19 protein-coding genes are annotated in these 20,889 nt (G+C 64.5%); 16 read left to right on the top strand and 3 right to left on the bottom strand.

Features of this window, described 5'->3' with window-relative positions; genetic code table 11:
* Window positions 1-8: 8 nt before the first annotated feature.
* From AC0L27_RS00295 to AC0L27_RS00285, 3 genes are all read left to right on the top strand, one after another.
* A complete protein-coding gene (locus tag AC0L27_RS00295; protein ID WP_354206528.1) occupies window positions 9-1,304 on the top strand; it encodes a class-III pyridoxal-phosphate-dependent aminotransferase in 1,296 nt (431 codons plus the stop codon).
* A gap of 130 nt (window positions 1,305-1,434) precedes the next feature.
* Entirely contained in the window at window positions 1,435-2,367 is a 933-nt protein-coding gene (locus tag AC0L27_RS00290; RefSeq protein ID WP_354254126.1) for an N-carbamoyl-D-amino-acid hydrolase, read from the top strand.
* A 5-nt stretch (window positions 2,368-2,372) separates the two neighbouring features.
* Window positions 2,373-3,041, top strand: coding sequence for a flavin reductase family protein (locus AC0L27_RS00285; protein ID WP_354207329.1), 669 nt, complete (start codon window positions 2,373-2,375; stop codon window positions 3,039-3,041).
* Here the strand turns inward: AC0L27_RS00285 and AC0L27_RS00280 are convergent.
* Complete coding sequence (locus tag AC0L27_RS00280; RefSeq protein WP_354206524.1) at window positions 3,038-3,700, bottom strand: aspartate/glutamate racemase family protein; 663 nt, start codon at window positions 3,698-3,700, stop codon at window positions 3,038-3,040. The genes AC0L27_RS00285 and AC0L27_RS00280 overlap by 4 nt on opposite strands.
* Before the next feature lie 56 nt (window positions 3,701-3,756).
* Here AC0L27_RS00280 and hydA point away from each other — a divergent pair, with 56 nt between their 5' ends.
* The 13 genes from hydA (at window position 3,757) to AC0L27_RS00215 (ending at window position 19,333) form a co-directional block, all read left to right on the top strand.
* Window positions 3,757-5,226, top strand: coding sequence for a dihydropyrimidinase (hydA, locus tag AC0L27_RS00275; RefSeq protein WP_473317813.1), 1,470 nt, complete (start codon window positions 3,757-3,759; stop codon window positions 5,224-5,226).
* A 16-nt stretch (window positions 5,227-5,242) separates the two neighbouring features.
* Window positions 5,243-6,217, top strand: a complete 975-nt coding sequence (locus AC0L27_RS00270; RefSeq protein ID WP_354206520.1) for an NAD-dependent epimerase/dehydratase family protein — start codon at window positions 5,243-5,245, stop codon at window positions 6,215-6,217.
* A 1-nt stretch (window position 6,218) separates the two neighbouring features.
* Window positions 6,219-6,968 (top strand): SDR family oxidoreductase, encoded by a 750-nt coding sequence (locus tag AC0L27_RS00265; protein WP_354206518.1) that lies wholly within the window; start codon window positions 6,219-6,221, stop codon window positions 6,966-6,968.
* Complete coding sequence (locus tag AC0L27_RS00260) at window positions 6,965-8,401, top strand: NAD(P)/FAD-dependent oxidoreductase (RefSeq protein ID WP_354254130.1); 1,437 nt, start codon at window positions 6,965-6,967, stop codon at window positions 8,399-8,401. Before AC0L27_RS00265 ends, AC0L27_RS00260 begins: the two co-directional genes overlap by 4 nt.
* 119 nt (window positions 8,402-8,520) lie before the next feature.
* Window positions 8,521-10,140: an ABC transporter substrate-binding protein gene (locus AC0L27_RS00255; RefSeq protein ID WP_473317812.1), complete on the top strand. Its 1,620-nt coding sequence runs from the start codon at window positions 8,521-8,523 to the stop codon at window positions 10,138-10,140.
* Between the two features lie 26 nt (window positions 10,141-10,166).
* Window positions 10,167-11,201 (top strand): ABC transporter permease, encoded by a 1,035-nt coding sequence (locus AC0L27_RS00250; RefSeq protein ID WP_473317811.1) that lies wholly within the window; start codon window positions 10,167-10,169, stop codon window positions 11,199-11,201.
* Entirely contained in the window at window positions 11,198-12,046 is an 849-nt protein-coding gene (locus AC0L27_RS00245) for an ABC transporter permease (protein ID WP_007608569.1), read from the top strand. Before AC0L27_RS00250 ends, AC0L27_RS00245 begins: the two co-directional genes overlap by 4 nt.
* Window positions 12,043-13,713, top strand: a complete 1,671-nt coding sequence (gene nikE / locus AC0L27_RS00240; RefSeq protein ID WP_473317810.1) for a nickel ABC transporter ATP-binding protein NikE — start codon at window positions 12,043-12,045, stop codon at window positions 13,711-13,713. Before AC0L27_RS00245 ends, nikE begins: the two co-directional genes overlap by 4 nt.
* Window positions 13,714-13,854: 141 nt before the next feature.
* Window positions 13,855-15,456, top strand: coding sequence for an ABC transporter substrate-binding protein (locus tag AC0L27_RS00235; RefSeq protein WP_354055887.1), 1,602 nt, complete (start codon window positions 13,855-13,857; stop codon window positions 15,454-15,456).
* A 17-nt stretch (window positions 15,457-15,473) separates the two neighbouring features.
* Window positions 15,474-16,415: an ABC transporter permease gene (locus AC0L27_RS00230; RefSeq protein ID WP_106942294.1), complete on the top strand. Its 942-nt coding sequence runs from the start codon at window positions 15,474-15,476 to the stop codon at window positions 16,413-16,415.
* A complete protein-coding gene (locus AC0L27_RS00225) occupies window positions 16,412-17,335 on the top strand; it encodes an ABC transporter permease (protein ID WP_354055885.1) in 924 nt (307 codons plus the stop codon). The genes AC0L27_RS00230 and AC0L27_RS00225 overlap by 4 nt, the downstream gene beginning before the upstream one ends.
* Window positions 17,336-17,354: 19 nt before the next feature.
* On the top strand, window positions 17,355-18,344 hold the full coding sequence (locus AC0L27_RS00220) for an ABC transporter ATP-binding protein (protein WP_354100821.1): 990 nt from the start codon (window positions 17,355-17,357) through the stop codon (window positions 18,342-18,344).
* Entirely contained in the window at window positions 18,341-19,333 is a 993-nt protein-coding gene (locus AC0L27_RS00215) for an ABC transporter ATP-binding protein (RefSeq protein WP_275167577.1), read from the top strand. The genes AC0L27_RS00220 and AC0L27_RS00215 overlap by 4 nt, the downstream gene beginning before the upstream one ends.
* A gap of 178 nt (window positions 19,334-19,511) precedes the next feature.
* Here AC0L27_RS00215 and AC0L27_RS00210 read toward each other — a convergent pair whose 3' ends face one another.
* Both AC0L27_RS00210 and AC0L27_RS00205 read right to left on the bottom strand, forming a co-directional pair.
* Window positions 19,512-19,799: a YciI family protein gene (locus AC0L27_RS00210; protein ID WP_275167576.1), complete on the bottom strand. Its 288-nt coding sequence runs from the start codon at window positions 19,797-19,799 to the stop codon at window positions 19,512-19,514.
* Between the two features lie 80 nt (window positions 19,800-19,879).
* On the bottom strand, window positions 19,880-20,854 hold the full coding sequence (locus AC0L27_RS00205) for a sugar ABC transporter substrate-binding protein (RefSeq protein WP_354206506.1): 975 nt from the start codon (window positions 20,852-20,854) through the stop codon (window positions 19,880-19,882).
* Window positions 20,855-20,889: the final 35 nt, after the last annotated feature.

Raw genomic sequence — 20,889 nt, 5'->3', positions numbered from 1 at the left:
GGATTGCGATGAGCAGATTGTTGCGAACCGGGCTCAACGCGGGCGACAGTGCGCCCATGGCCGTGGTCGGCGGCGAGGGCGTCTATTTTCATCTGTCGGATGGTCGCAAGCTCATCGACGGCAGCAACACCGGCGGCGGCCTCGGACATCGTCATCCCGCGATGGTGGAGGCGATCCGCCGCGCCGCGGATACGCCCGTCGTGAACGAGGGGTGGACCTGGGTCGGCCGCGAGCAGGCTGCGGACGATTTAATGGCCATCGCGTTCAAGGGTGAGGAGGATTGGGTCGGTGCGGTGCGCTTCTGCATCAGCGGCAGCGAGGCCAACGATATGGCGCTGTCGCTTTGTCAGGCGCTGACGCAGCGGTCCGCGCTGGCAACGCGCGAGCGCGCCTATCACGGCATCACCGGCCTGTCGCGCAGCATGACGGTGCAGCCGCAATGGCATGGCGGCCTCGCGGTGCACTCGGGCGGCTCGAAGCTGCCGGCACCGATGGCGCCGGTGCGGATATTGCCGGCCCCGGATGGCGCGATCTACGGCGCGCCGGCCAACAACACCCCGCCCAGCGAATATCTGGCCGATGCCACGCGCCTGCTTTCGGACACGGCGGCGACGATCATCGACTACACGCAGGGCGGCATCTATTACGACGGCGCCTATCAGGACGAGGTGGCGCGGTGCGCGCGGCAGGCTGGCTCCTACTGGATCGCCGACGAAGTGGTGACTGGTGCGGGCCGCGCCGGGCGCTGGTTCGCGTTCCAGGGCGCCGAGAGCCGTCCTGACATCGTGACGCTGGGAAAATCGCTCGGTGGCGGCGCGGCGGCGGTAGCCGCGGTCGTCGTGTCGAAAGATATCGTCGAACGGCTCAAGGGCGCGAGCTGGCAGAACTACGGCACGCTGCGCGGCCATCCGATCAGCATGGCCGCCGTCAGCGCCTATCTGAAGGTTGTGAGCGAAGAGAAAATCTTGGAGCACGTGAAGAGCCTCGAAAAGCTGTTCGCCCGGCGCCTGCTCGCCATCGCGCAGAAACATCCAAGCGTGCAGCGCGTGGCGGGGCAGGGGCTGCACTGGACGGTGGAGCTGCACGGGCCGGACTGGCGCTCCTGGCATGCCGACACCACTGAGGTGCCGATCGCCTCGCGCGTCGCCGAGCGGGCGCTGGAGGCCGGTGCCGTGATCGGGACCAGCGGCGAGCAGACTTCGCTGTTCCTGGCGCCGCCGCTCGTGATCTCCGAGCATGAGGCCGGGCAGCTTCTTGATGCACTCGACCATGGCCTCGATCTTGCCGATGCGGAACAGAAATGAGCGTGCAACGCACACCATGCCGATCGGCAGACACGGGCTGGCAAGTCCGGGCGATGCTGCGTTATGCTGCCGCGCGCCGGCACATTGTTGAAACTGTAGCTTAGCTCAAGACATCACCAGGAAATCGCTGATGCGTATCGTCAATGTTGCCGCCGCCCAGATGGGTCCAATCCAGAAAGCCGACAGCCGCGAGGCCGTGGTCAAGCGCATGATTGCGCTGATGGATGAGGCCAAGAGCAAGGGCGCAGACCTGATCGTCTATCCGGAACTGGCGCTCACGACCTTCTTCCCGCGCTGGTACGTGGAGGACCGGGCCGAGTTCGACAATTGGTTCGAGCGCGAGATGCCCAATGCGGCGACCCGGCCGTTGTTCGAGCGCGCGGCGCAGCACCAGATGGCGATGAATTTCGGCTATGCGGAGCTGACGCCTGATGGTCATCATTTCAACACTGCTGTTCTCACCGACAAATCCGGCAAGATCGTCGGAAAATATCGCAAGATCCATCTGCCAGGCCATGTGGAATACGACACCAAGCGCTCGCACCAGCATCTGGAGAAGCGCTATTTCGAACCGGGCGATCTCGGTTTCAACGTCTGGCGCGAGCTGGGCGGGATCATCGGCATGGCCATCTGCAATGACCGCCGCTGGCCCGAGACCTATCGCGTAATGGGCTTGCAGGGCGTCGAGATGGTGCTGATCGGCTACAACACGCCGTCCGTGAATGCGGAGAGGAGCGATGAGGGGGTCGAGAAACGCCTGTTCCACAACCGCCTCTCGGCGCAGGCCGGCGCCTATCAGAACGCGACCTGGGTGGTCGCGGTGGCCAAGGCCGGTAACGAGGACGGACACCCGCTGTTCGGCGGCAGCCTGATCGTCGATCCCAACGGCGAGATCGTCGCAGAGGCCAGGACTGAAGAGGACGAGCTGCTGGTCCATCCTTGCGATCTCGATGCCACCACATTCGGCAAGACCACGATCTTTAATTTCGCGCAGCATCGCCGCATCGAGCATTACGGTCTGATCACGAGCCAGACCGGCGCGGTGCCGCCGCCGGAGAAGTGATGTCGATGGCGGACAAGGGCACATCAGGTATTCCCCTGCGCGAGCTCGATCCGCGCGACCGCTACAAGCTGCTCTGCGGCGTGGTGGTGCCGCGGCCGATTGCGCTGGTGACGACGCTGGATGCGAACGGGGCGGTCAACGCCGCGCCCTTCAGTTTCTTCAACGTGTTTTCGGAGAGCCCCGCGCTGATCGTGCTCGGTCTCCAGCACAAGCCGGATCACAGCCCGAAGGACACCACCCGCAACATCCATCGCGACGGCGAATTCGTCGTTCACATGGTGGACGAGGCGCTGTCGGGGGCGATGAACGACTGCGCGGTGGATTTTCCGTCCGGTGACAGCGAGGTCGCTGCGGCAGGGCTCGCGATCCTTCCCTCAATCGACGTGAAGGTGCCGCGCCTCGCCGCAGCACCCTTCGCGCTCGAATGCCGGCGCCATGTCGCGCTGACCTTCTCGCCCGATCGGGAACTGCTGGTCGGCGAGGTGCTCCGGATTCACGCCCGCGAGGGCCTCGTCAACGAGGCCAACATGTATGTCGACCTCGACGCCTACCGGCCGATCGGTCGCATGTTCGGCAATCTCTATACGACGCAGCGGGACACGTTCGCGCTTGTCCGCGAGAGCCACGCGCAATGGCTCGCGCGGCAGGACGCCAAAGAGCTGAAGGACGCCTAGTGATTCGAGAACTGCACCGTACCGAGCGCCATCGTGACGGCCGCCTGTGTCGGGTCGATCACGGCAATGCCGAGCGCGTCTTCGAGGGGACGGCGATGGCGCGCCATGCCGGCGCAGCCCATCACGATGGCGCGGGCGCCGTCCTCGTCGCGCAGCGCGCGGCCGATTTCGATCATCGTGGCCAGCGTGCCTTCGCCCGAGGCGGTTTCCGCGACGCTCATGTTGAGCGGCCGCTCGCCGGCAAGGCGGTCGGTCAGTCCCATCTGCCTGAGATAGCGCATGTGACGCGGGATCGAGCGCTGGGCGATCGCGATGACGCCAAACGTTTCCGCGCGGGCGAGCGCCGTCAGCACGCCGCACTCGGCGATGCCGAACACGGGGCGGTCGGTGCCTTCGCGGCAGACCTGAAGCCCGGGATCGCTGTAACAGGCGATGACAAAGGCAGCCGAGCTGTTGTCGCCCTCGACCAGCCGGCGCAGCGGCATGGCAACGCCATCGACATCGGCCTGGCTTTCAATGCCGAACGGCCCCTCGGCCAGCGTCTGGCAGACCAGTTCGGGGCCACCCTCGAAGCCGAGCGGCTTCAGCGCGTCCTCCAGCCCCTGCGTCACCGCAGGGTTGGAATTTGGATTGATGACGAGAATGCGCGGTCGGGACATGCTGGTCTTCCTGCAAAATTTCGATCACTTGGCTTGAGCCTATCATGGAGTGCCTCATGACTGAACCCGCTTACGACCTGATCATTCGCGGTGGGCGCGTCGCGACGACAACGGACGTCTTTGAAGCGGATGTCGCCATCTCCGGCGAGACCATCGCCGCTATGGGGCGCGGGCTTCCGCCTGCGAAGCGCGAGATCGACGCGCGCGGCAAGCTCGTTCTGCCCGGCGGCGTCGACAGCCACGCCCATATCGAGCAATTGTCCGCTGCCGGCATCATGAACGCCGACACCTTTGAGAGCGCGACCGTCTCGGCCGCTTTCGGCGGTACGACCACGGTGATCCCCTTTGCCGCCCAGCATGTCGGCACGAAGCTGCCGCAGGTGGTGGAGGATTATCACGCCCTCGCCAAGAAGGGCGCCGTGATCGATTACGCCTTTCACATGATCATCGCCGATGCGACCAAGGAAACGGTCGAGGAGCATATTCCGGCGCTGGTGAAGCAGGGCCATGCCTCGATCAAGATTTTCATGACCTATGACCGGCTCAAGGTGGACGACGAGCCGTTGCTGGACATCCTTCTTGCCGCGCGCCAGTCCGGCGCGATGTTGTGCGCCCATGCCGAAAACCACGGTATCATCGCCTGGATGGTGAAGCGCCTGCTCGCGCGCGGCTACACCATGCCGAAATACCACGCCGTCAGCCACGCCCGGGTGTCGGAGGCGGAAGCCTTTACCCGGCTGATCGGCATGGCGGCGTTGATTGACCAGCCCATCATGATCTTCCATGTCTCGACTGCCGAAGGCGCCAAGGTCATCCGCGACGCGCGTGGGCAGGGCTTGAAGGTGTTTGCCGAAACCTGTCCGCAGTATCTGTTCCTGACCGCTGCCGATCTCGACAAGCCGGGGGCGGAAGGCGCCAAGTGGATGTGCAGCCCACCGCCCCGCACGCACTCGGATCAGGAGGCGTTGTGGCAGGCGCTGTCGCTCGGCGATCTTCAGACCATCTCGTCGGATCACGCGCCGTATCGTTACGACGAGACCGGCAAGCTGCGTGCCGGTCCAAATCCCAATTTCAAGCAGGTCGCCAATGGCCTTCCGGGGCTGGAGTTGCGGCTGCCGCTACTGTTCGACGCAATGGTGTCGAAGGGACGGTTGGGCCTGGAAAAGTTCGTCGAACTGACTTCGACCGCGCCGGCCAAGATCTACAATCTGCATCCGCGCAAGGGCTCGATCGCAATCGGCGCCGATGCCGATATCGCGATCTGGGATCCCAATCGCGAGACCGTGATCGCCGACGAGATGATGCACGACCTCGCCGGCTATACGCCGTTTGCGGGACGCAAACTGAAGGGCTGGCCGGTGTCGGTGCTGTCGCGTGGTCGGGTGATCATCGACGGCAACAAGTGCCTCGCGAGCGCTGGCAGCGGCCAGTTCCTGGCACGCAGCGGCGGCGAGGCGGCCAAGCCCACCGGCCGGCTCGTCGCCGACCTGGACCCCGAACGCAATTTCGGAGCGAAGCTACTGTGACCGCGGATCGCGCGCGATGAAGATTGTCATCTTCGGCGGCACGGGGTTTGTCGGCCTCAACATTGCGGAGGCGCTGCTCGCGCGCGGGCATGACGTGACGCTGTATGACCGTGCAGAGTTGCCCGGTTCGGCACGGCGATCTCTTGCCGACTACGGCGCCCGGCTCAAAGCCGTGCAGGGCGATATCACCGACGCAGATGCCATCGATGCCCTCATCGCCGAAGGCGTTGATGCGATCGTGCTCGGCGCGGCGATTACCGCCGGTGATGAACTGGAGAGAGTGTCGACCGCGCGCGTTATCGAGATCAACGTGATGGCGCAGATCCCGATCCTGCTCTCCGCCATCCGTCACGGCGTGCGCCGGGTCGTCAATCTCTCGTCGGCATCGGCTTACGGCGCCGCGGGCGCGCGGGTCGAGATTCTCGACGAGGAAACGCCCTGCGATCCAGTCTCGTTCTATGCCATCAGCAAGTTCACGTCGGAGCGATCTGTCGCGCGCCATGCCGAACTCTTCGGCGGCGATTTCCTGAGCGTACGGCTGAGCGCCCTGTTCGGACCGTGGGAGCGACCGAGTTCGGTGCGCGACACGCCAAGCCTCCAGTTCCAGATCTTGGCTGCGTTCGCCCGCGGGGAGGCGGCGATCATGCCCGAAGCGGGCATGAGGGACTGGATCTACGCGCCGGATGCGGCCGAGGCAGTGGCACTGCTGATTGAAGCCGATCGGCCCCACCATCGGCTCTACAACATCTCCAGCAGTGGGCTATGGCCTGCGCTGCAATGGGGCGAGGCCTTTGCGGCGTTGCATCCCGGCCTGCAATGCCGGCTCGCGGCGCCTGGGGAGAAAACCGTCATCAAGCTGCATGGACCGTATCGCGCGCCGCTGTCGGTGACGCGGATGGCGGATGAATTCGGCTGGCGGGCGCGGTTCGGCTGCGCCGAGTCGGCGGCCGCGATGAGCGCCTGGCTGACGCAGCACAAGGAGTGGATCTGACATGCGGCTGCAGGGGCGCACGGCCATCGTTACGGGAGCCGGCTCCGGCATCGGCCGTGCCAGCGCGAAGCTGTTCGCGGAGGAGGGCGCGCATCTCGCTCTGGTCGATCGCGATGCCGCAGGGCTTGAGGAGACGCTGATCCTGGTTGGCGAGGCCATGACGCATGTTGGCGACGTCGGCGATGCCGATTTCGCCGAGACCGTTGCAAACGATGTGGTGGCACGGCACGGCCGGCTCGATATCCTCATGACCGCCGCCGGCTTTTCCTGCGGCGGCACGGTGCTGACCACCAGTCCCGCCGATTGGGATGCTGTGTTCCGCACCAATGTCGGTGGCACCTGGCTGTGGGCGCGAGCGGCGGTACCGCAGATGCAGCGGCAGAACAGCGGCTCGATCATTACGCTGGCATCGCAGCTTGCGATTGCCGGCGGCAAGGGCAACAGCGCCTATATCGCCGCCAAGGGCGCGATCGTCAGCCTGACCCGAACGATGGCGGTGGACTTTGCGACCGACGGCATTCGCGTCAACGCGATTGCGCCCGGTGCGATCGACACGCCGATGCTTCGCCGCAGCTTTGCCCGTCATGCCAATGCGGACGAGGTGTGCGAAGGCTCCCGCAATCGCCACGCCATGAAGCGGTTCGGCCAGGCCGAGGAGATCGCGCAGACCGCACTTCACCTCGCAAGCGATGCGTCCTCGTTCACGACCGGCACCGTGATGGTGGTCGACGGAGGCTGGCTCGCGGCATGAGTGATGCGCTGACAGAGCTCGAAACGAAGGTTCGCGCCGATCTCGCGCGGATCGCGCATCCCGGTGCCGCCTGGCTCGAACCGAAGACAGGACCGGACGGCAAGCCTGCGCTGGATGTGCTCGTGGTCGGCGCCGGCCAATCCGGCATCGCCATCGGCTTCGGCCTGATGCGCTCCCGCGTCAGCAACATCCTGGTGCTGGACAAGGCAGAGGAGGGGATGGAAGGCCCGTGGCTCACCTATGCCCGCATGCCGACGCTGCGCAGCCCGAAAGACTATACAGGACCTGACCTCGACATCCCGAGCCTGACCTACCAGTCATGGCACGAGGCCCGCTTCGGCAGGGACGCCTGGCAGACACTGAACCTAATCCTGAGGGAGCATTGGGCTGAGTATCTGCTCTGGTTGCGGCGCACGATCGGCTTGCCCGTGCGCAACGGGAGCGAGCTTCTGGAAATCCGGCCGGCGGCGGATGGTTTGCTGGCCGCACGCGTGAAGCATGGCGATGGCGTCGAGACGCTCCATGCGCGCAAGATCGTGCTGTCGACGGGGCAGGAGGGGATGGGGAACTGGATGATCCCCGAACCGCTGAGCCTTCTGCCGGTGAGCTCGGTCGCAACCGTCGCCGACGACATTGATTTCGAAACTCTTCGCGGCAAGCGCGTCGCCGTGATCGGCGCCGGCGCATCTGCCTTCGATAATGCGGCAACTGCGCTGGAAGCGGGCGCGGCGGAAGTGCATCTGCTGTGTCGGAGGGCACAGATCCAGCTGATCCAGCCCTATCGCTGGCTGACCTTCCGCGGCTTTCTGCGCCATCTCAGCGATCTCGACGATGCCTGGCGCTGGCGCTTCATGCGCACCATCCTCGAGATGCGCGAAGGCTTTCCGCAGCCAACTTACGATCGCTGCGCAAATCACGCCAATTTCACATTGCACGAGGGCGCGCCGATCGAGGCCGCGCGCGAGACCGGCAAGGGAATCGAATTGCAGACGCCGCGCGGCGTCATCGCAACGGATTTCGTCATCTGCGGCACCGGCATTGACATGAACTTTGCCGAGCGCGCCGAGCTCGCCACATTCGCAGGCAATATCGCAACCTGGGCCGACCGCTACCAGCCCCCGGAAAGCGAGCGCAACGCGCGGCTTGGCCGCTTTCCCTATCTCGCCGACGACTACGCCTTCACCGAACGTATCGCGGGCGAGACGCCGTGGATCTCAGACATCCATCTCTTCGCCATCGCCTCCACCATGAGTTTTGGTCCGTCGGGATCGTCGATCAACGCGATGACGACCGCGGTGCCGAAGCTGGTGAACGGACTGACGCGCGGTCTGTTTCGTGCCGATGTCGAACGACACTGGGCCTCGCTCCGCGCCTATGACGTGCCGCAGGCCGTGGTCACGCGGCCAGCGCGAAACATGGAGGAATCGCGATGATCGTCCATGCGCCGCCGCGACAAAGCGTCCACAAGAGCGCATCATAAGACTGGCGCGCAACTTGCTTGTTTCTTAACCTGCCTTGCTGGCGTTCTTGTCGAGATTTTTGGGGAAAACAAATGCGTTTTGTGTCTTTCAGGTCGGCATCCTCCGTGCTCGCCACCACCGCGTTGTTGCTCATCGCCGCAGCGCCTTCGCAAGCGCAAACCAGGGCCGAGACGCTGCGCTATGTCACCGGCGCATCCGTCAACACGCTCGATCCCAACATTCCGGGCTCGACGCGCGAATCCTTCGCGCTGAGCATGAGCACTTACGACCGCCTTGTGGCGTTCGGCCGCAAGCAGCTCAACGGCAAATGGGTGTTCGATCTCGACAAGATCACCGGCGAACTCGCCGAATCCTACGACGTCAGCCCGGACGGACTGAAGCTGACATTCCGTCTGCGCAAGGACGCCAAGTTCCAGGACGGCTCGCCCGTGACCGCCGAGGACGTGAAATGGTCGCTCGATCGCTGCGTCACCGCTCCGATCCTCGGCAAGGCGCAATTGCTGACGGGATCGCTGACGTCGGCCGACCAGTTCAAGGTGATCGATCCCCTCACGATCGAGGTGACGCTGCCGAAACCCGATAAGCTCGCGCTGCCGAATCTCGCTACGGTCTACCCGCTGATCATCAACTCCAAGGTTGCCAAGGAGCATGCGACCCCGGAAGATCCCTGGGCCACCGCCTGGCTGAAGGAGCACACTGCCGGCAGCGGTGCTTACGTGATCGAGAGCTTCAAGCCCGGCGAGCAGGTGATCATCAAGCGCAACGAGGCCTGGAACCGCGGCTCGCCCGACAAGCCGGCGTTTTTCAAGCGCGTGATCGTGCAGTCCGTGCCGGAGCCCGCGACCCGCGCCAATTTGGTCGAGCGCGGCGACGCCGATCTCGTCGTCGATCTCCAGGCCAGCGACGTGCAGTCGCTGGAGGCCAAGGGCAAGCTCAAGGTGGTCTCGACGCCGCAATACAATTCGATCACCTTCGTCTCGATGAACAACCAGATCCCGCCTTTCGACAACGTCAATGTCCGCCGAGCCATCGCCTTCGCGCTGCCCTATGAGGACATGTTCAAGGCGGCCCTGTTCGGCCGCGGGGCCCCGCTGTTCGGTGCGAATTGGCCGGATGGCAAGCCGCTGAACGGCATCTATCCGTTCCAGGCGCCGGTGAAGACCGATCTCGACAAGGCGAGGGAATATCTGAAGGCCGCCGGCCTCCCGGAGGGTTTTTCGACTACCTTCAGCTTCAACGTCGGCCAGGCCTCGACCGCGGAGCCGATGGCGGCTCTTGTGAAGGAATCGCTCGCCAAGATCGGAATCAAGGTCGACATCCAGAAGCTGCCGGATGCGCAGATGTCGACGCAGATCAACGAAAAGAAGCTGCCCTTGTTCACGGAAGGCATCGTCGCCTGGCTGCCCTCGACCGATTACTTCTACCGCAACTTCTACACCGGCAATCAGCGCTGGAATTACAGCTCGATCAACAATCCCGAGCTGGCCGCGATCGCGCAGGAGGCCCGCTTCGAGCCCGACAAGGCCAAATACGAGGAGGATGGCCGCAAGCTCAACGCGATCCACTTCAGCGAGATGCCGCAGATCCCGCTGTGGCAGCCGAACCAGGACGCCGTGATGGCATCGTCGATCGAGGGCTATACCTACGAGTTCCATCGTCAGGTCGACTATCGCGACGTCAGCCGCAAGTGATGTCCGCAAGCCAGAGGCTCTGAAAGGTGATGACCGGACTTGGTGCGACGGTGGCGCGGGCGGGGAGGCGGCTTCTGTCGTCGCTGCCGGCGTTGTTCGGCGTGCTGGTCTTCACCTTTCTGCTGATGCGGGTCCTCCCCGGAGATCCCGCGGTGTTCTTCGCCTCGGGGCCCAATGCCGGCAAGGAGGAGATCGAGCAGATCCGCAAACAGATGGGGCTCGACAAGTCGGTGCCGGAGCAGCTCGTGTTCTATCTGTCCGACATCGGCCGCGGCAATCTGGGCCGCTCCATGATGACGGGGCAGCCGGTGCTCAAAGATTTGCGCGAGCGTTTGCCGGCCTCGCTCGAACTCACTTTCACGGCGCTCCTGATCGCGCTGATCGCGGCGGTGCCGCTCGGCGTGATCGCCGCCTTGAAGCCGGGATCGCTGGTCGATCACGGCGTGCGACTGTTCTGCGCGCTCGGCGTCTGCGTGCCGACCTTCGTCTCGGGCCTGCTGCTGATCTATGTGTTCTACTATCTGCTCGGTCTTGCGCCTGATCCGACCGGGCGGATCGACGTCTTCACCTCGCTGCCGCCGCAGCGCACCGGGTTTCTGTCGGTCGATTTCCTGCTCGCGGGCGACATCGAGGGCTGGTGGGCGGCCTGCAAGCAGTTGATCCTGCCGGCCGTGAGCATGGCCCTGTTCGTGATCGCGCCGTTGGCGCGGATCACACGAGCCTCGATGCTGGTCTCGCTCGGCAGCGATTTCGTGCGCACCGCGCGCTCGGTCGGGTTGTCCTGGCAGAAGGTCGTCGTCACCTATGCGCTGCGCAATGCGATCCTTCCCGTCATCACCATTGCCGGCATCGTGTTCTCGACCATGCTTGGCGCGAACGTCCTGGTGGAGAAGGTGTTCTCCTGGCCGGGCGTCGCCTCCTACGCGCTCGATGCGCTGCTGTCGTCCGACTATGCGCCGGTCCAGGGTTTCGTGTTGCTGATGGCTGGCATCTTCGTGCTGGTCAATCTCGTGGTCGACATCTGCTACGGCATCGCCGATCCCAGGGTGTCGATCGGATGACGAGCGCAACCCTCCGCCATTCGGTCTGGATTTTGCGCGGCAACCCGCTGACCGGTGTCGCCGCGGCGGGTGTCCTGCTGTTTGTCCTGGTCGCGATCTTCGGACCGTGGCTGGTGCCCTATGATCCCGTCGTCTCCAATGTTTCGGAGGCCTTGCAGCCGCCGAGCGCGGCGCATCTGGCCGGCACCGATCAACTCGGGCGCGACGTGTTCAGCCGCCTCGTCGTTGCGGCCCGGCTCGACCTTGCCATCGCGGTCTCGGCGGTCGGAATCTCTTTCGTGATCGGCGCCGTCGTCGGCTCTTTCTGCGGCTATGCCGGCGGCAGGCTCGACCGTTCGGTCGGCCGCTTCGTCGACGTCATGATGGCCTTTCCGCTGTTCGTGCTGGCGATGGCGATGGTTGCGGCGCTCGGCAACCGGATCGAGAACATCGTGATCGCGACCGCGATCATCAATCTTCCCTTCTACATCCGCTTCGCGCGCGCCGAGGTCAACGTCCGGCGCAATGTCGGCTGGGTGGAGGCGGCGCGATCCTGCGGCGAGAGCCATTTCTCAGTGGTGCTGCGCTTCCTGCTGCCGAACATCCTGCCGGCGATGGCGGTGCAGATCTCGCTCAACCTCGGCTGGGCCATTCTCAATGCGGCCGGCCTGTCGTTCATCGGCCTCGGCGTCAAGCCGCCGACGCCGGAATGGGGCATCATGGTCGCGGAGGGCGCCCGCTTCATCTCGACGGGGCGGTGGTGGCTGGTGGCCTTTCCGGGCCTCGCGTTGATGATGGCCGTGCTGTGCTTCAACCTTCTCGGCGACGGGATGCGGGACATTCTCGATCCGCGCATGCGCACATGAGCGAGATGCTCCTCGAGATTGACGATCTCCACGTCACGTTCTCGACACGGCGTGGACTGGTCGAGGCCGTGCGCGGCGTCACGCTCGCGGTCGAGGCCGGCGAGATGCTCGGCCTCGTCGGCGAGAGCGGATCGGGCAAGTCGGTCACCGGGTTTGCCACAACGCGACTCCTGGATTCAGCCGGGCGCGTCACTCGCGGAAAAATCCTGTTTCGCGGCCAGGACGTCACAAAGCTCAGGGGCGACGATCTCCGTCAGCTCCAGGGCGCCGCCATGTCCATGATCTTCCAGAACCCGCGGGCCGCGCTCAACCCGATCCGCGCGATCGGTCTGCAGATTGCGGACGCGATCCTCACTCACAAGCGGATATCGAAGGATGCCGCCCGCGCCGAGGCGCTGGAGCTATTGCGTGCCGTCCAGATCCGCGAGCCGGAAACGCGGATGAACGCCTATCCGCACGAACTCTCCGGCGGCATGTGCCAGCGCGTCATGATCGCGATTGCGGTTTCCTGCAATCCCGCGCTGTTGATCGCCGATGAGCCGACGACCGGCCTCGACGTCACCACGCAGAAAGTGGTGATGGATCTCCTGGCGGAGATTGCCGCCGCGCGCGGCATGGCGACGATCCTGATCACGCACGATCTCGGGTTAGCGGCGCGATATTGTCGCCGTATCGCGGTGATGGAGCGCGGTCGCATCGTCGAAGAGGCAAGCCCGAGGACGCTGTTCGGCGCGCCGCAGCACGCCTATACTAGGCGTCTGGTGGCGGCGTCGCCGACTGCGACCTCCCAAATCGAGGACCTCGTGACGGAAGAGGAGCGGGAGCGCCATGCAGCTGTCGTCAGCAGGCCTAGGCAGGAGCTCGCCCACGGGACTCCACCGCTGCTGGAAGTGCGCAAGCTCGCAAAACGCTTCGACGAGGGTGCTGCGGCGGTGGCGGATTTCTCGATGACGATGGTTGGCGGCGAGAGCGTCGGCCTCGTCGGCGAATCCGGCTCCGGCAAGAGCACGACGTCGCGGATGATCTGCCGCCTGATCGATCCGAGCGAGGGCGAGATCGTGTTCGACGGGCAGTCGATCGGCCACGTGGCGTCGCGTGACTTCCATCGCTCGCGCTTCCGCAAAGACATCCAGATGGTGTTCCAGGATCCGAACGAGAGCCTCAACCCGCGCTTCACGGCCTTCGATTGCATCGCCCATCCCCTGATGCGGCTCGACGGCATGCGTGGGGGCGATGCGCTGCGCAAGCGGGTGGAAGACTGCGCCGATCGTGTGGGGCTGCCGCTGGATCTGTTGCCGCGCTTTCCGCATCAGCTCTCCGGCGGCCAGAAGGCGCGCGTCGGCATCGCCCGCGCCATCGCCTGCCGGCCGCGGCTCCTGGTGCTGGACGAGCCGACCGCCGCGCTCGACGTCTCCGTGCAGGCCGTGGTGCTGCAACTGCTCGACCGCCTGCGGCGCGAGAACGACATCGCGCTGCTGTTCGTCAGCCACGACCTCAACGTGGTGCGCATGCTTTGCGACCGCACCATCGTGCTGCGCAATGGCGGCATCGTGGAGCAGGGCGAGAGCCGGGCGCTGTTCGACAATCCCAAGACCGATTACACGCGCAAGCTGGTCGAGGCGATCCCGCATATCGAGACCGGCCCGGTACTGGCGGCCGCGCTTTGAGGTCTCGACCGGTCCAAATGGTGCGGATCTCCCGCTGGCGAAGGCCCGGTTAGTGGCATACCATTTGCACGCCAATGAGCTCTGGTTTCACCTGTTCTTGGCCAACGATGGCCGGCATCACGGCACTATTGGGAGGATTTCATGGATCGCAGGACCGTATTGAAGGGACTGGCCGGCGCGGGCGGTCTGGCATTGAGCGGCCTTTCGGCCCCGGCGATCGCACAAGGTGCCTCCGCGCGCACCCTGCGCTTCGTGCCGCAAGCAAATCTCGCCAATTTCGACCCGATCTGGGGCACGCAATATGTCGTGCGCAATGCCGCGGCGCTGGTCTGGGATACGCTCTACGGCGTCGATTCCGCGCTCCAGCCCCAGCGGCAGATGGTCGAATCCGAGGAAGTGACCGACGATGGCACCACCTGGACGTTCAAATTGCGGCCGGGACTCAAATTCCATGATGGCGAGCCGGTGCGGAGCAAGGACGTCGTTGCGAGTCTCACCCGCTGGGCAGCGCGCGATCCGATGGGGCTGATGCTCAAGGCGCTGCAGCAGGAGCTCACCGCTGTCGACGATCGCACTTTCAAATGGGTGCTGAAGCAGCCGTTCCCGAAAATGCTCTATGCGCTTGGCAAGAACAACTCGCCTTGCGCCTTCATCATGCCGGAGCGCATTGCGCAGACCGACCCGTTCAAGCAGATCGGCGATTATGTCGGCTCGGGGCCGATGAAGTTCGCCAAGGGCGAATGGGTCCCCGGCGCGAAAGCCGTGTTCGAGAAGTTCGCCGACTATTTGCCGCGGCAGGAAAAGTCGTCGTGGCTCGCTGGCGGCAAGCAGATGCTGATCGACCGCGTCGAATGGATCGTGATGCCGGATCCGGCGACCGCTGCGGCCGCGTTGCAGAACGGCGAGATCGACTGGTGGGAGAACCCGATCGCGGACCTCGTCCCGGTCCTGAAGAAGAACAAGAACATCAGCGTCGACATCGGCGACCCCCTCGGCAATGTCGGCTCGTTCCGCATGAACTTCCTGTATCCGCCCTTCAACGACGTGCGGGCGCGGCGCGCAGTGCTGATGGCGATGAGCCAGGAAGACTATATGCGTGCGCTCGTCGGCGACGATAATTCGCTGTGGAAGCCGCTCCCCGGCTTCTTCACGCCGGATACGCCGCTCTACACCGAGGCGGGCGGCGAGGTCCTCAAGGGCAAGCGCGATCTCGACGCTGCCAAGAAGCTGCTCGCCGAGAGCGGTTATTCCGGCCAGCCGGTGACGTGTCTGGTGGCGCAGGATCAGCCGATCACCAAGGCGTTCGGCGATGTGACCGCCGATCTCTTGAAGAAGCTCGGTATGAATGTCGACTTCGTCGCGACCGATTGGGGTACGGTCGGCTCCCGCCGCGCGCAGAAGACGCCGCCTGGACAGGGGGGCTGGAACATGTTCCACACCTGGCATGCGGGTTCGGACTGCATCAATCCGGCGCCCTATACCGCCATTCGCGCCAACGGCGACAAGGCCTGGTTCGGCTGGCCGAACAGCCCCGGCACCGAGAAGGAGGTCACGTCCTGGTTCGAGGCCAAGAACCTCGACGAGGAGAAGGCCGCGGTCGCTCGCCTCAACAAGGTCGCGCTCGAGGACGTCGTCTACGCGCCGACCGGCTTCTTCCTCAGCTACACGGCCTGGCGCAAGAACGTCTCCGGCATCACGAAAGGGCCGCTGCCGTTCTTCTGGGGCGTGTCGAAATCCGCATGACCTTGCGCTGAAGCCAGATGCTCTCCTACATCCTCCGGCGTATCGCCTCGACCTTGCCAGTGATGGCGATCGTCGCGCTGTTCGTGTTCAGCCTGCTCTACATCGCGCCGGGGGATCCCGCCGTGGTGATCGCGGGCGATCAGGCAAGTCCGGAGGATGTGGAGCGCATCCGTCAGAGCCTCGGCCTCGATCGACCCTTCCTGATCCAGTTCGGCAGCTGGGTCTGGCGCATTCTGCACGGCGATCTCGGCACCTCGATCTTCACCAATCTGCCGGTCTCGACCATGATCGGGCAGCGTCTCGGGCCGACGCTGTCGCTGATGATGGTCACGCTCCTGCTCACGATCGTGGTCGCGGTGCCGCTCGGCGTGCTGGCGGCGTGGAAGGCGGGAAGCCTGATCGACCGGGCCATCATGGCCTTTGCCGTGTTCGGCTTCTCGCTCCCGGTCTTCGTTGTCGGCTATGTCCTCGCCTACGTCTTCGCGCTGGAGCTCGAATGGCTTCCCGTGCAGGGCTATACGCCACTCGCCCAAGGCTTCTGGCCCTGGCTGCAAAACCTGATCCTGCCGGCGATCGCGCTCGGCTGTGTCTACATCGCGCTGATCGCGCGTATCACGCGCGCCACCATGCTCGAAGTGCTGCAGCAGGATTATATCCGCACCGCGCGCGCCAAGGGCCTCGGGCAGGGTGGCATCCTGTTCGTCCACGCGCTGAAGAACGCGGCGGTGCCGATCGTCACGGTGATCGGGATCGGCATCGCGCTCCTGATCGGTGGCGCGGTCGTCACGGAAAGCGTGTTTGCGATTCCCGGCCTCGGCCGGCTCACGATCGACGCGATCCTGCGCCGCGATTATCCCGTCATCCAGGGCATCGTGCTGCTGTTCAGCTTCGTCTACGTCCTCGTCAATCTGATGATCGACGTCACCTATACGCTCGTTGACCCGAGGATCCGCTATTGACCGACACGACCGTCAATCCGCAAGCGCTGCCGGCGGGCTTCGTCCTCGCGCCGCAACTGCCTGAGATCCTCCGGCCGGTCACGATCCGGCGCGGCTTCATCGGGCTGCTGCGCGGCCATCCCACCGTTGCCATCGGCGGCACGTTGCTGCTGATCCTCGTCCTGATCGCGATCTTTGCGCCTTATCTTGGAACGGTGGATCCGACCGCACTTGCGCCGGCCAAGCGCACCCGCGCACCGTCGGCGCTTTACTGGTTTGGCACCGACGTCCTCGGCCGCGACATCTATTCACGCGTGCTGTTCGGCGCGCGCGTCTCGCTCACCGTCGGGCTCTCGGTTGCGATATTCGCCTCCGCGGTCGGTCTTGCCATCGGCATCGTCTCCGGTTTCATCCGCTGGGCCGACGGCATCTTGATGCGCTTCATGGACGGCCTGATGTCGATCCCGCCGATTCTGCTGGCGATCGCGCTGATGGCGTTGACACGCGGCAGCGTCGGCAACGTCATTCTCGCGATCACCGTCGCCGAGATTCCGCGTGTTTCCCGTCTTGTCCGTAGTGTCGTGCTGTCGCTGCGCGAGCAGCCTTACGTGGATGCGGCGGTGGCCTGCGGCACGCGCACGCCGATGATCATCCTGCGCCACATCCTGCCCAACACAGTGGCGCCGATGCTGGTCCAGGCGACCTACATTTGCGCCAGCGCGATGATCACGGAGGCGATCCTGTCCTTCATCGGCGCGGGAACGCCGCCGACCATTCCGTCCTGGGGCAACATCATGGCCGAGGGGCGGGCGCTGTGGCAGGTCAAGCCCTACATCGTGTTCTTTCCGGCGGCCTTCCTGTCCGTCACCGTGCTCGCCGTCAACCTGCTCGGCGACGGCCTTCGCGATGCGCTCGATCCGCGCATGGCCAAGAGCCTCTGATGGCGAGGGGCTGATCGCGATGGCACTGCTCGAAGTCGAGAATTTGCAAACACACTTCCGCACGCCCAGCGGCATCAACCGCGCGGTGGACGGTGTGTCGTTCCATGTCAACGAGGGCGAGACGCTCGCCATCGTTGGCGAGTCCGGCTGCGGCAAGTCGGTGACCTCAATGTCGCTGATGCGGCTGATCCCGGAACCACCGGGCAGAATAGCCGGCAGCATCCGCTTCGCGGGCAAGGACCTGCTGCAAATGTCGGATCGCGAAATGCGCGCCATTCGCGGCAACGACATCTCGATGATTTTTCAGGAGCCGATGACCAGCCTCAACCCGGTCCTGACCGTCGGGCGTCAAATCCGCGAAACGCTGATGATCCACCAGGGCCTGGATAAGGAAGCCGCAGAGGCGCACGCCATCGAGATGTTGGTGCTGGTCGGCATTCCCGAGCCGAAGCGCCGCGTGCGCGAATATCCGCATCAGCTTTCCGGCGGCATGCGCCAGCGCGTCATGATTGCCATTGCACTCGCCTGCAATCCAAAGCTTCTGATTGCCGACGAGCCGACCACCGCGCTCGACGTGACGATCCAGGCGCAGATTCTGAAATTGATGCTGGATCTCAAGCACCGGGTTGGCGCAGCCATCATCCTGATCACCCACGATCTCGGCGTGGTCGCCGAGATCGCCGAACGCGTCATGGTCATGTATGCCGGCCGCAAGGTCGAGGAGGGGCCGGTGGCGGACCTGTTCCGTTCGCCGCGTCATCCCTATACCCAAGGCCTGCTCGGCGCAGTGCCGCGGCTCGGCTCGTCGCTGACCGGCACCGCGAGACGGCTTGCAGAGATCCCGGGACAGGTGCCTGATCTGCGCAAGCCCATCGTCGGTTGCGTGTTCGCCGGACGTTGCGCGCTCGCGACCGATCTTTGCCGGCAGTACGCGCCGGGGCTCGAAGAGAAGGGGCCACGTCACGTCGCGGCCTGCCACTATGCGGCCAAGGGAGCGGTCGCGGCATGAGTCCCCCGCTGCTCCAGGTCAACGACCTCAAGAAACACTTTCCGGTCAAAAAGGGCATGTTCAGCCGCAAGTCCGAATGGGTCTATGCGGTGGACGGCGTGTCGTTCGAAATCGCGCGCGGCGAGACGCTGTCGCTGGTCGGCGAGTCCGGCTGCGGTAAATCGACGGTCGGCCGTGCGATCCTGCGACTGTTCGACATCACGTCAGGGCAGGTCATCCTCGACGGCCAGCGCATCGACGACGCCCATCCGAGCACGATGCGCCAGATGCGCCGCCGCGTGCAGGTGGTGTTCCAGGACCCGTTCTCGAGCCTCAATCCGCGCATGCGCGTGCGCGACATCCTGGCCGAGCCGATCCGCAATTTCGGCCTCGCCAAATCCGCGATCGACCTCGAAACCCGCGTGACGGCGCTGATGGACACCGTGCGCCTGCCGCGCGAGGCGCTGAACCGCAGGCCACACGAATTCTCCGGCGGCCAGCGTCAGCGCATCGGCATCGCGCGGGCGCTCGCCGCCGAGCCCGAGCTGATCGTCTGCGACGAGGCGGTCTCGGCGCTCGACGTCTCGGTCAAGGCACAGATCGTCAATCTGCTGCAGGATCTCCAGCGCGAGTTCGGCCTGGCGCTGCTGTTCATCAGCCACGACCTCGCGATCGTCGAGCACATGACCCACCGCGTCGCGGTGATGTATCTCGGCAAGATCGTCGAGGTGGCGCCACGCTACGAGATCTTCGCCGCGCCAAAGCATCCCTACACCAAGGCGCTGCTTTCGGCGGTCCCGCTGCCGGAGCCGGGTGCCCAGCGCAATCCGATCATCCTCAAGGGCGACGTGCCGAGCCCGATCAACCCGCCGAGCGGATGCCGCTTCCACACCCGTTGCCCGCTCGTGTTCGATCGCTGCCGGACCGAGGAGCCGACATTGCGCGCGGCTGGACCCGAGCAGTGGGTGGCCTGTCATCTCGAAGAAGCGGCGGCGGTGGCGAGCGGCTAGCCGTTGGGCGGGCGGCAAAGCTCCGGATTGAGGTGCAGGGGCGACTATCGGGCGAGGATGCCACTCTGCTCCTGTTTTGCCCGACGAGTCAAAAGCGTTTGCGACGAAAATTCATGTGTAAAAACAACCTCATTCTACTGTGCATGGGGTTGTTTTCGCGTTTTTTGTTTAGCCGCCCTCAACCTTGGCGGCGCAGGAAGCCGGTGATCGTGACCTTGTCCCAGATGTCGGCCGCGGCAAACGGATCGGCTCGGTTGAAGGCTTCCACTTCAGCGCGGCTTTGGGCTTCGATCAGGAACAGGCTGCCGATCATCCTCTCGCCGTCGTCAGAGACCAGCGGCCCCGACATCACGATCTTGACGCCGAAGCGCGAGGTGTCGCTCAGGAAAGCCTTGTGGGCGTCGTAATTGGCGAGCCGGGTCGGTAGCGCGCCGGCGCGGTCGAGGGCGTGAATGGCGAACAGCATGATGGTCTCCGTTTATGTCTCGTTTTCTTGGGACGGCCGCGGCTGCGGCCGTCCGGGCTTGTCGTGATGGGTGCGCTTGGTTACTTGCCGCCAAGCTTGCTGGCTTCCTCGAAAGTCGGGCAGCTGCGTTGCTCCAGCGGCACGTCGAACGGCTGGTAATTGTCCTTGGTGATGACGGTTGGCCTCAGCACGATCTCTGCGATGACGGGCTGGTTACGCAAGGAGCGGATCGCCATCATGGTGCCAAGGCAGCCTTGGAAAAATCCGTTGTAGTCACCGCTCGCGAGCAGCTTGCCGGACTTGATCGCGTCGATCGCTTCCTTGGTGCCATTGATGCCGATTACCTGCGCCTTGCGGTTGGCGCCGTCGAGCGCCTCGATCGCGCCGACGGCCATGGCGTCGTTAGCGGCGAGCACCCCGTCGATCTGAGCGTTCGACTGCATCAGATTCTCCATCACCTGGAGCGCCTGGAGCCGCTGGTAGTTGCCGGGCTGCGAGGCCAGCAGTTTCGCACCGGCATTTTCCTTCAGCGCGTCGTTGAAGCCGCGGACGCGATCGACATTGGTCAGCGAGCCCTTGACGCCCTCGATGATGACGATGTTGCCCTTGCCGCCCAGCGTCTTGAGCAGGAAGCGCGCGGTCTCGAGCCCGAGGCTGTAATCGTCGGCGCCGACGAAGGACAGGAACTTGCCGCCGGCGGAGCGATCAGTGATGTTGACGACGGGGATCTTGGCGTCGTTGATCTTCTCGACACCCGGTACCATCGCCTTGTAGTCGACCGGCGTGAAGACGATGGCGCTCGGCTTCTTCACCACGACGTCCTCGATCTGGCTGAGCTGCTCGGGAATGCTGTCGGGCTTGGTCGGGATATACTGCAGCGTCTTCGCGTTCAGCGTCTTCGCCATGTTGTCGGCGCCGACCCGCACCGTCTGGAAGAACGGGTTGGTCTGGTTCTTGGTGAAGACGGCGATGGTCTCGCCGTCCGCTCGCGCTTGCGTGGTGAGCGCGGCCGCCATCAGCAGCGGTAGCGCCAAATAACCCAGTTTCTGTTTCATGTTGCCTCCATCCCTCGTTTTGCTTGTTGGTCGTT

It is taken from the genome of Bradyrhizobium sp. Ken51, from assembly GCF_055807435.1.
Note: the sequence above shows the minus strand (reverse complement) of the source record. Positions and strands in the feature narration are given on the sequence as shown.

Coding starts and splice junctions, on each gene's coding strand:
- AC0L27_RS00215 (WP_275167577.1), top strand. CDS start 18,341: ATGAGTCCCCCGCTGCTCCAGGTCAACGACCTCAAGAAACACTTTCCG.
- AC0L27_RS00265 (WP_354206518.1), top strand. CDS start 6,219: ATGCGGCTGCAGGGGCGCACGGCCATCGTTACGGGAGCCGGCTCCGGC.
- AC0L27_RS00260 (WP_354254130.1), top strand. CDS start 6,965: ATGAGTGATGCGCTGACAGAGCTCGAAACGAAGGTTCGCGCCGATCTC.
- AC0L27_RS00280 (WP_354206524.1), bottom strand. CDS start 3,700: ATGTCCCGACCGCGCATTCTCGTCATCAATCCAAATTCCAACCCTGCG.
- AC0L27_RS00230 (WP_106942294.1), top strand. CDS start 15,474: ATGCTCTCCTACATCCTCCGGCGTATCGCCTCGACCTTGCCAGTGATG.
- AC0L27_RS00255 (WP_473317812.1), top strand. CDS start 8,521: ATGCGTTTTGTGTCTTTCAGGTCGGCATCCTCCGTGCTCGCCACCACC.
- hydA (WP_473317813.1), top strand. CDS start 3,757: ATGACTGAACCCGCTTACGACCTGATCATTCGCGGTGGGCGCGTCGCG.
- AC0L27_RS00220 (WP_354100821.1), top strand. CDS start 17,355: ATGGCACTGCTCGAAGTCGAGAATTTGCAAACACACTTCCGCACGCCC.
- AC0L27_RS00210 (WP_275167576.1), bottom strand. CDS start 19,799: ATGCTGTTCGCCATTCACGCCCTCGACCGCGCCGGCGCGCTACCGACC.
- AC0L27_RS00295 (WP_354206528.1), top strand. CDS start 9: ATGAGCAGATTGTTGCGAACCGGGCTCAACGCGGGCGACAGTGCGCCC.
- AC0L27_RS00270 (WP_354206520.1), top strand. CDS start 5,243: ATGAAGATTGTCATCTTCGGCGGCACGGGGTTTGTCGGCCTCAACATT.
- nikE (WP_473317810.1), top strand. CDS start 12,043: ATGAGCGAGATGCTCCTCGAGATTGACGATCTCCACGTCACGTTCTCG.
- AC0L27_RS00205 (WP_354206506.1), bottom strand. CDS start 20,854: ATGAAACAGAAACTGGGTTATTTGGCGCTACCGCTGCTGATGGCGGCC.
- AC0L27_RS00245 (WP_007608569.1), top strand. CDS start 11,198: ATGACGAGCGCAACCCTCCGCCATTCGGTCTGGATTTTGCGCGGCAAC.
- AC0L27_RS00285 (WP_354207329.1), top strand. CDS start 2,373: ATGGCGGACAAGGGCACATCAGGTATTCCCCTGCGCGAGCTCGATCCG.
- AC0L27_RS00235 (WP_354055887.1), top strand. CDS start 13,855: ATGGATCGCAGGACCGTATTGAAGGGACTGGCCGGCGCGGGCGGTCTG.
- AC0L27_RS00290 (WP_354254126.1), top strand. CDS start 1,435: ATGCGTATCGTCAATGTTGCCGCCGCCCAGATGGGTCCAATCCAGAAA.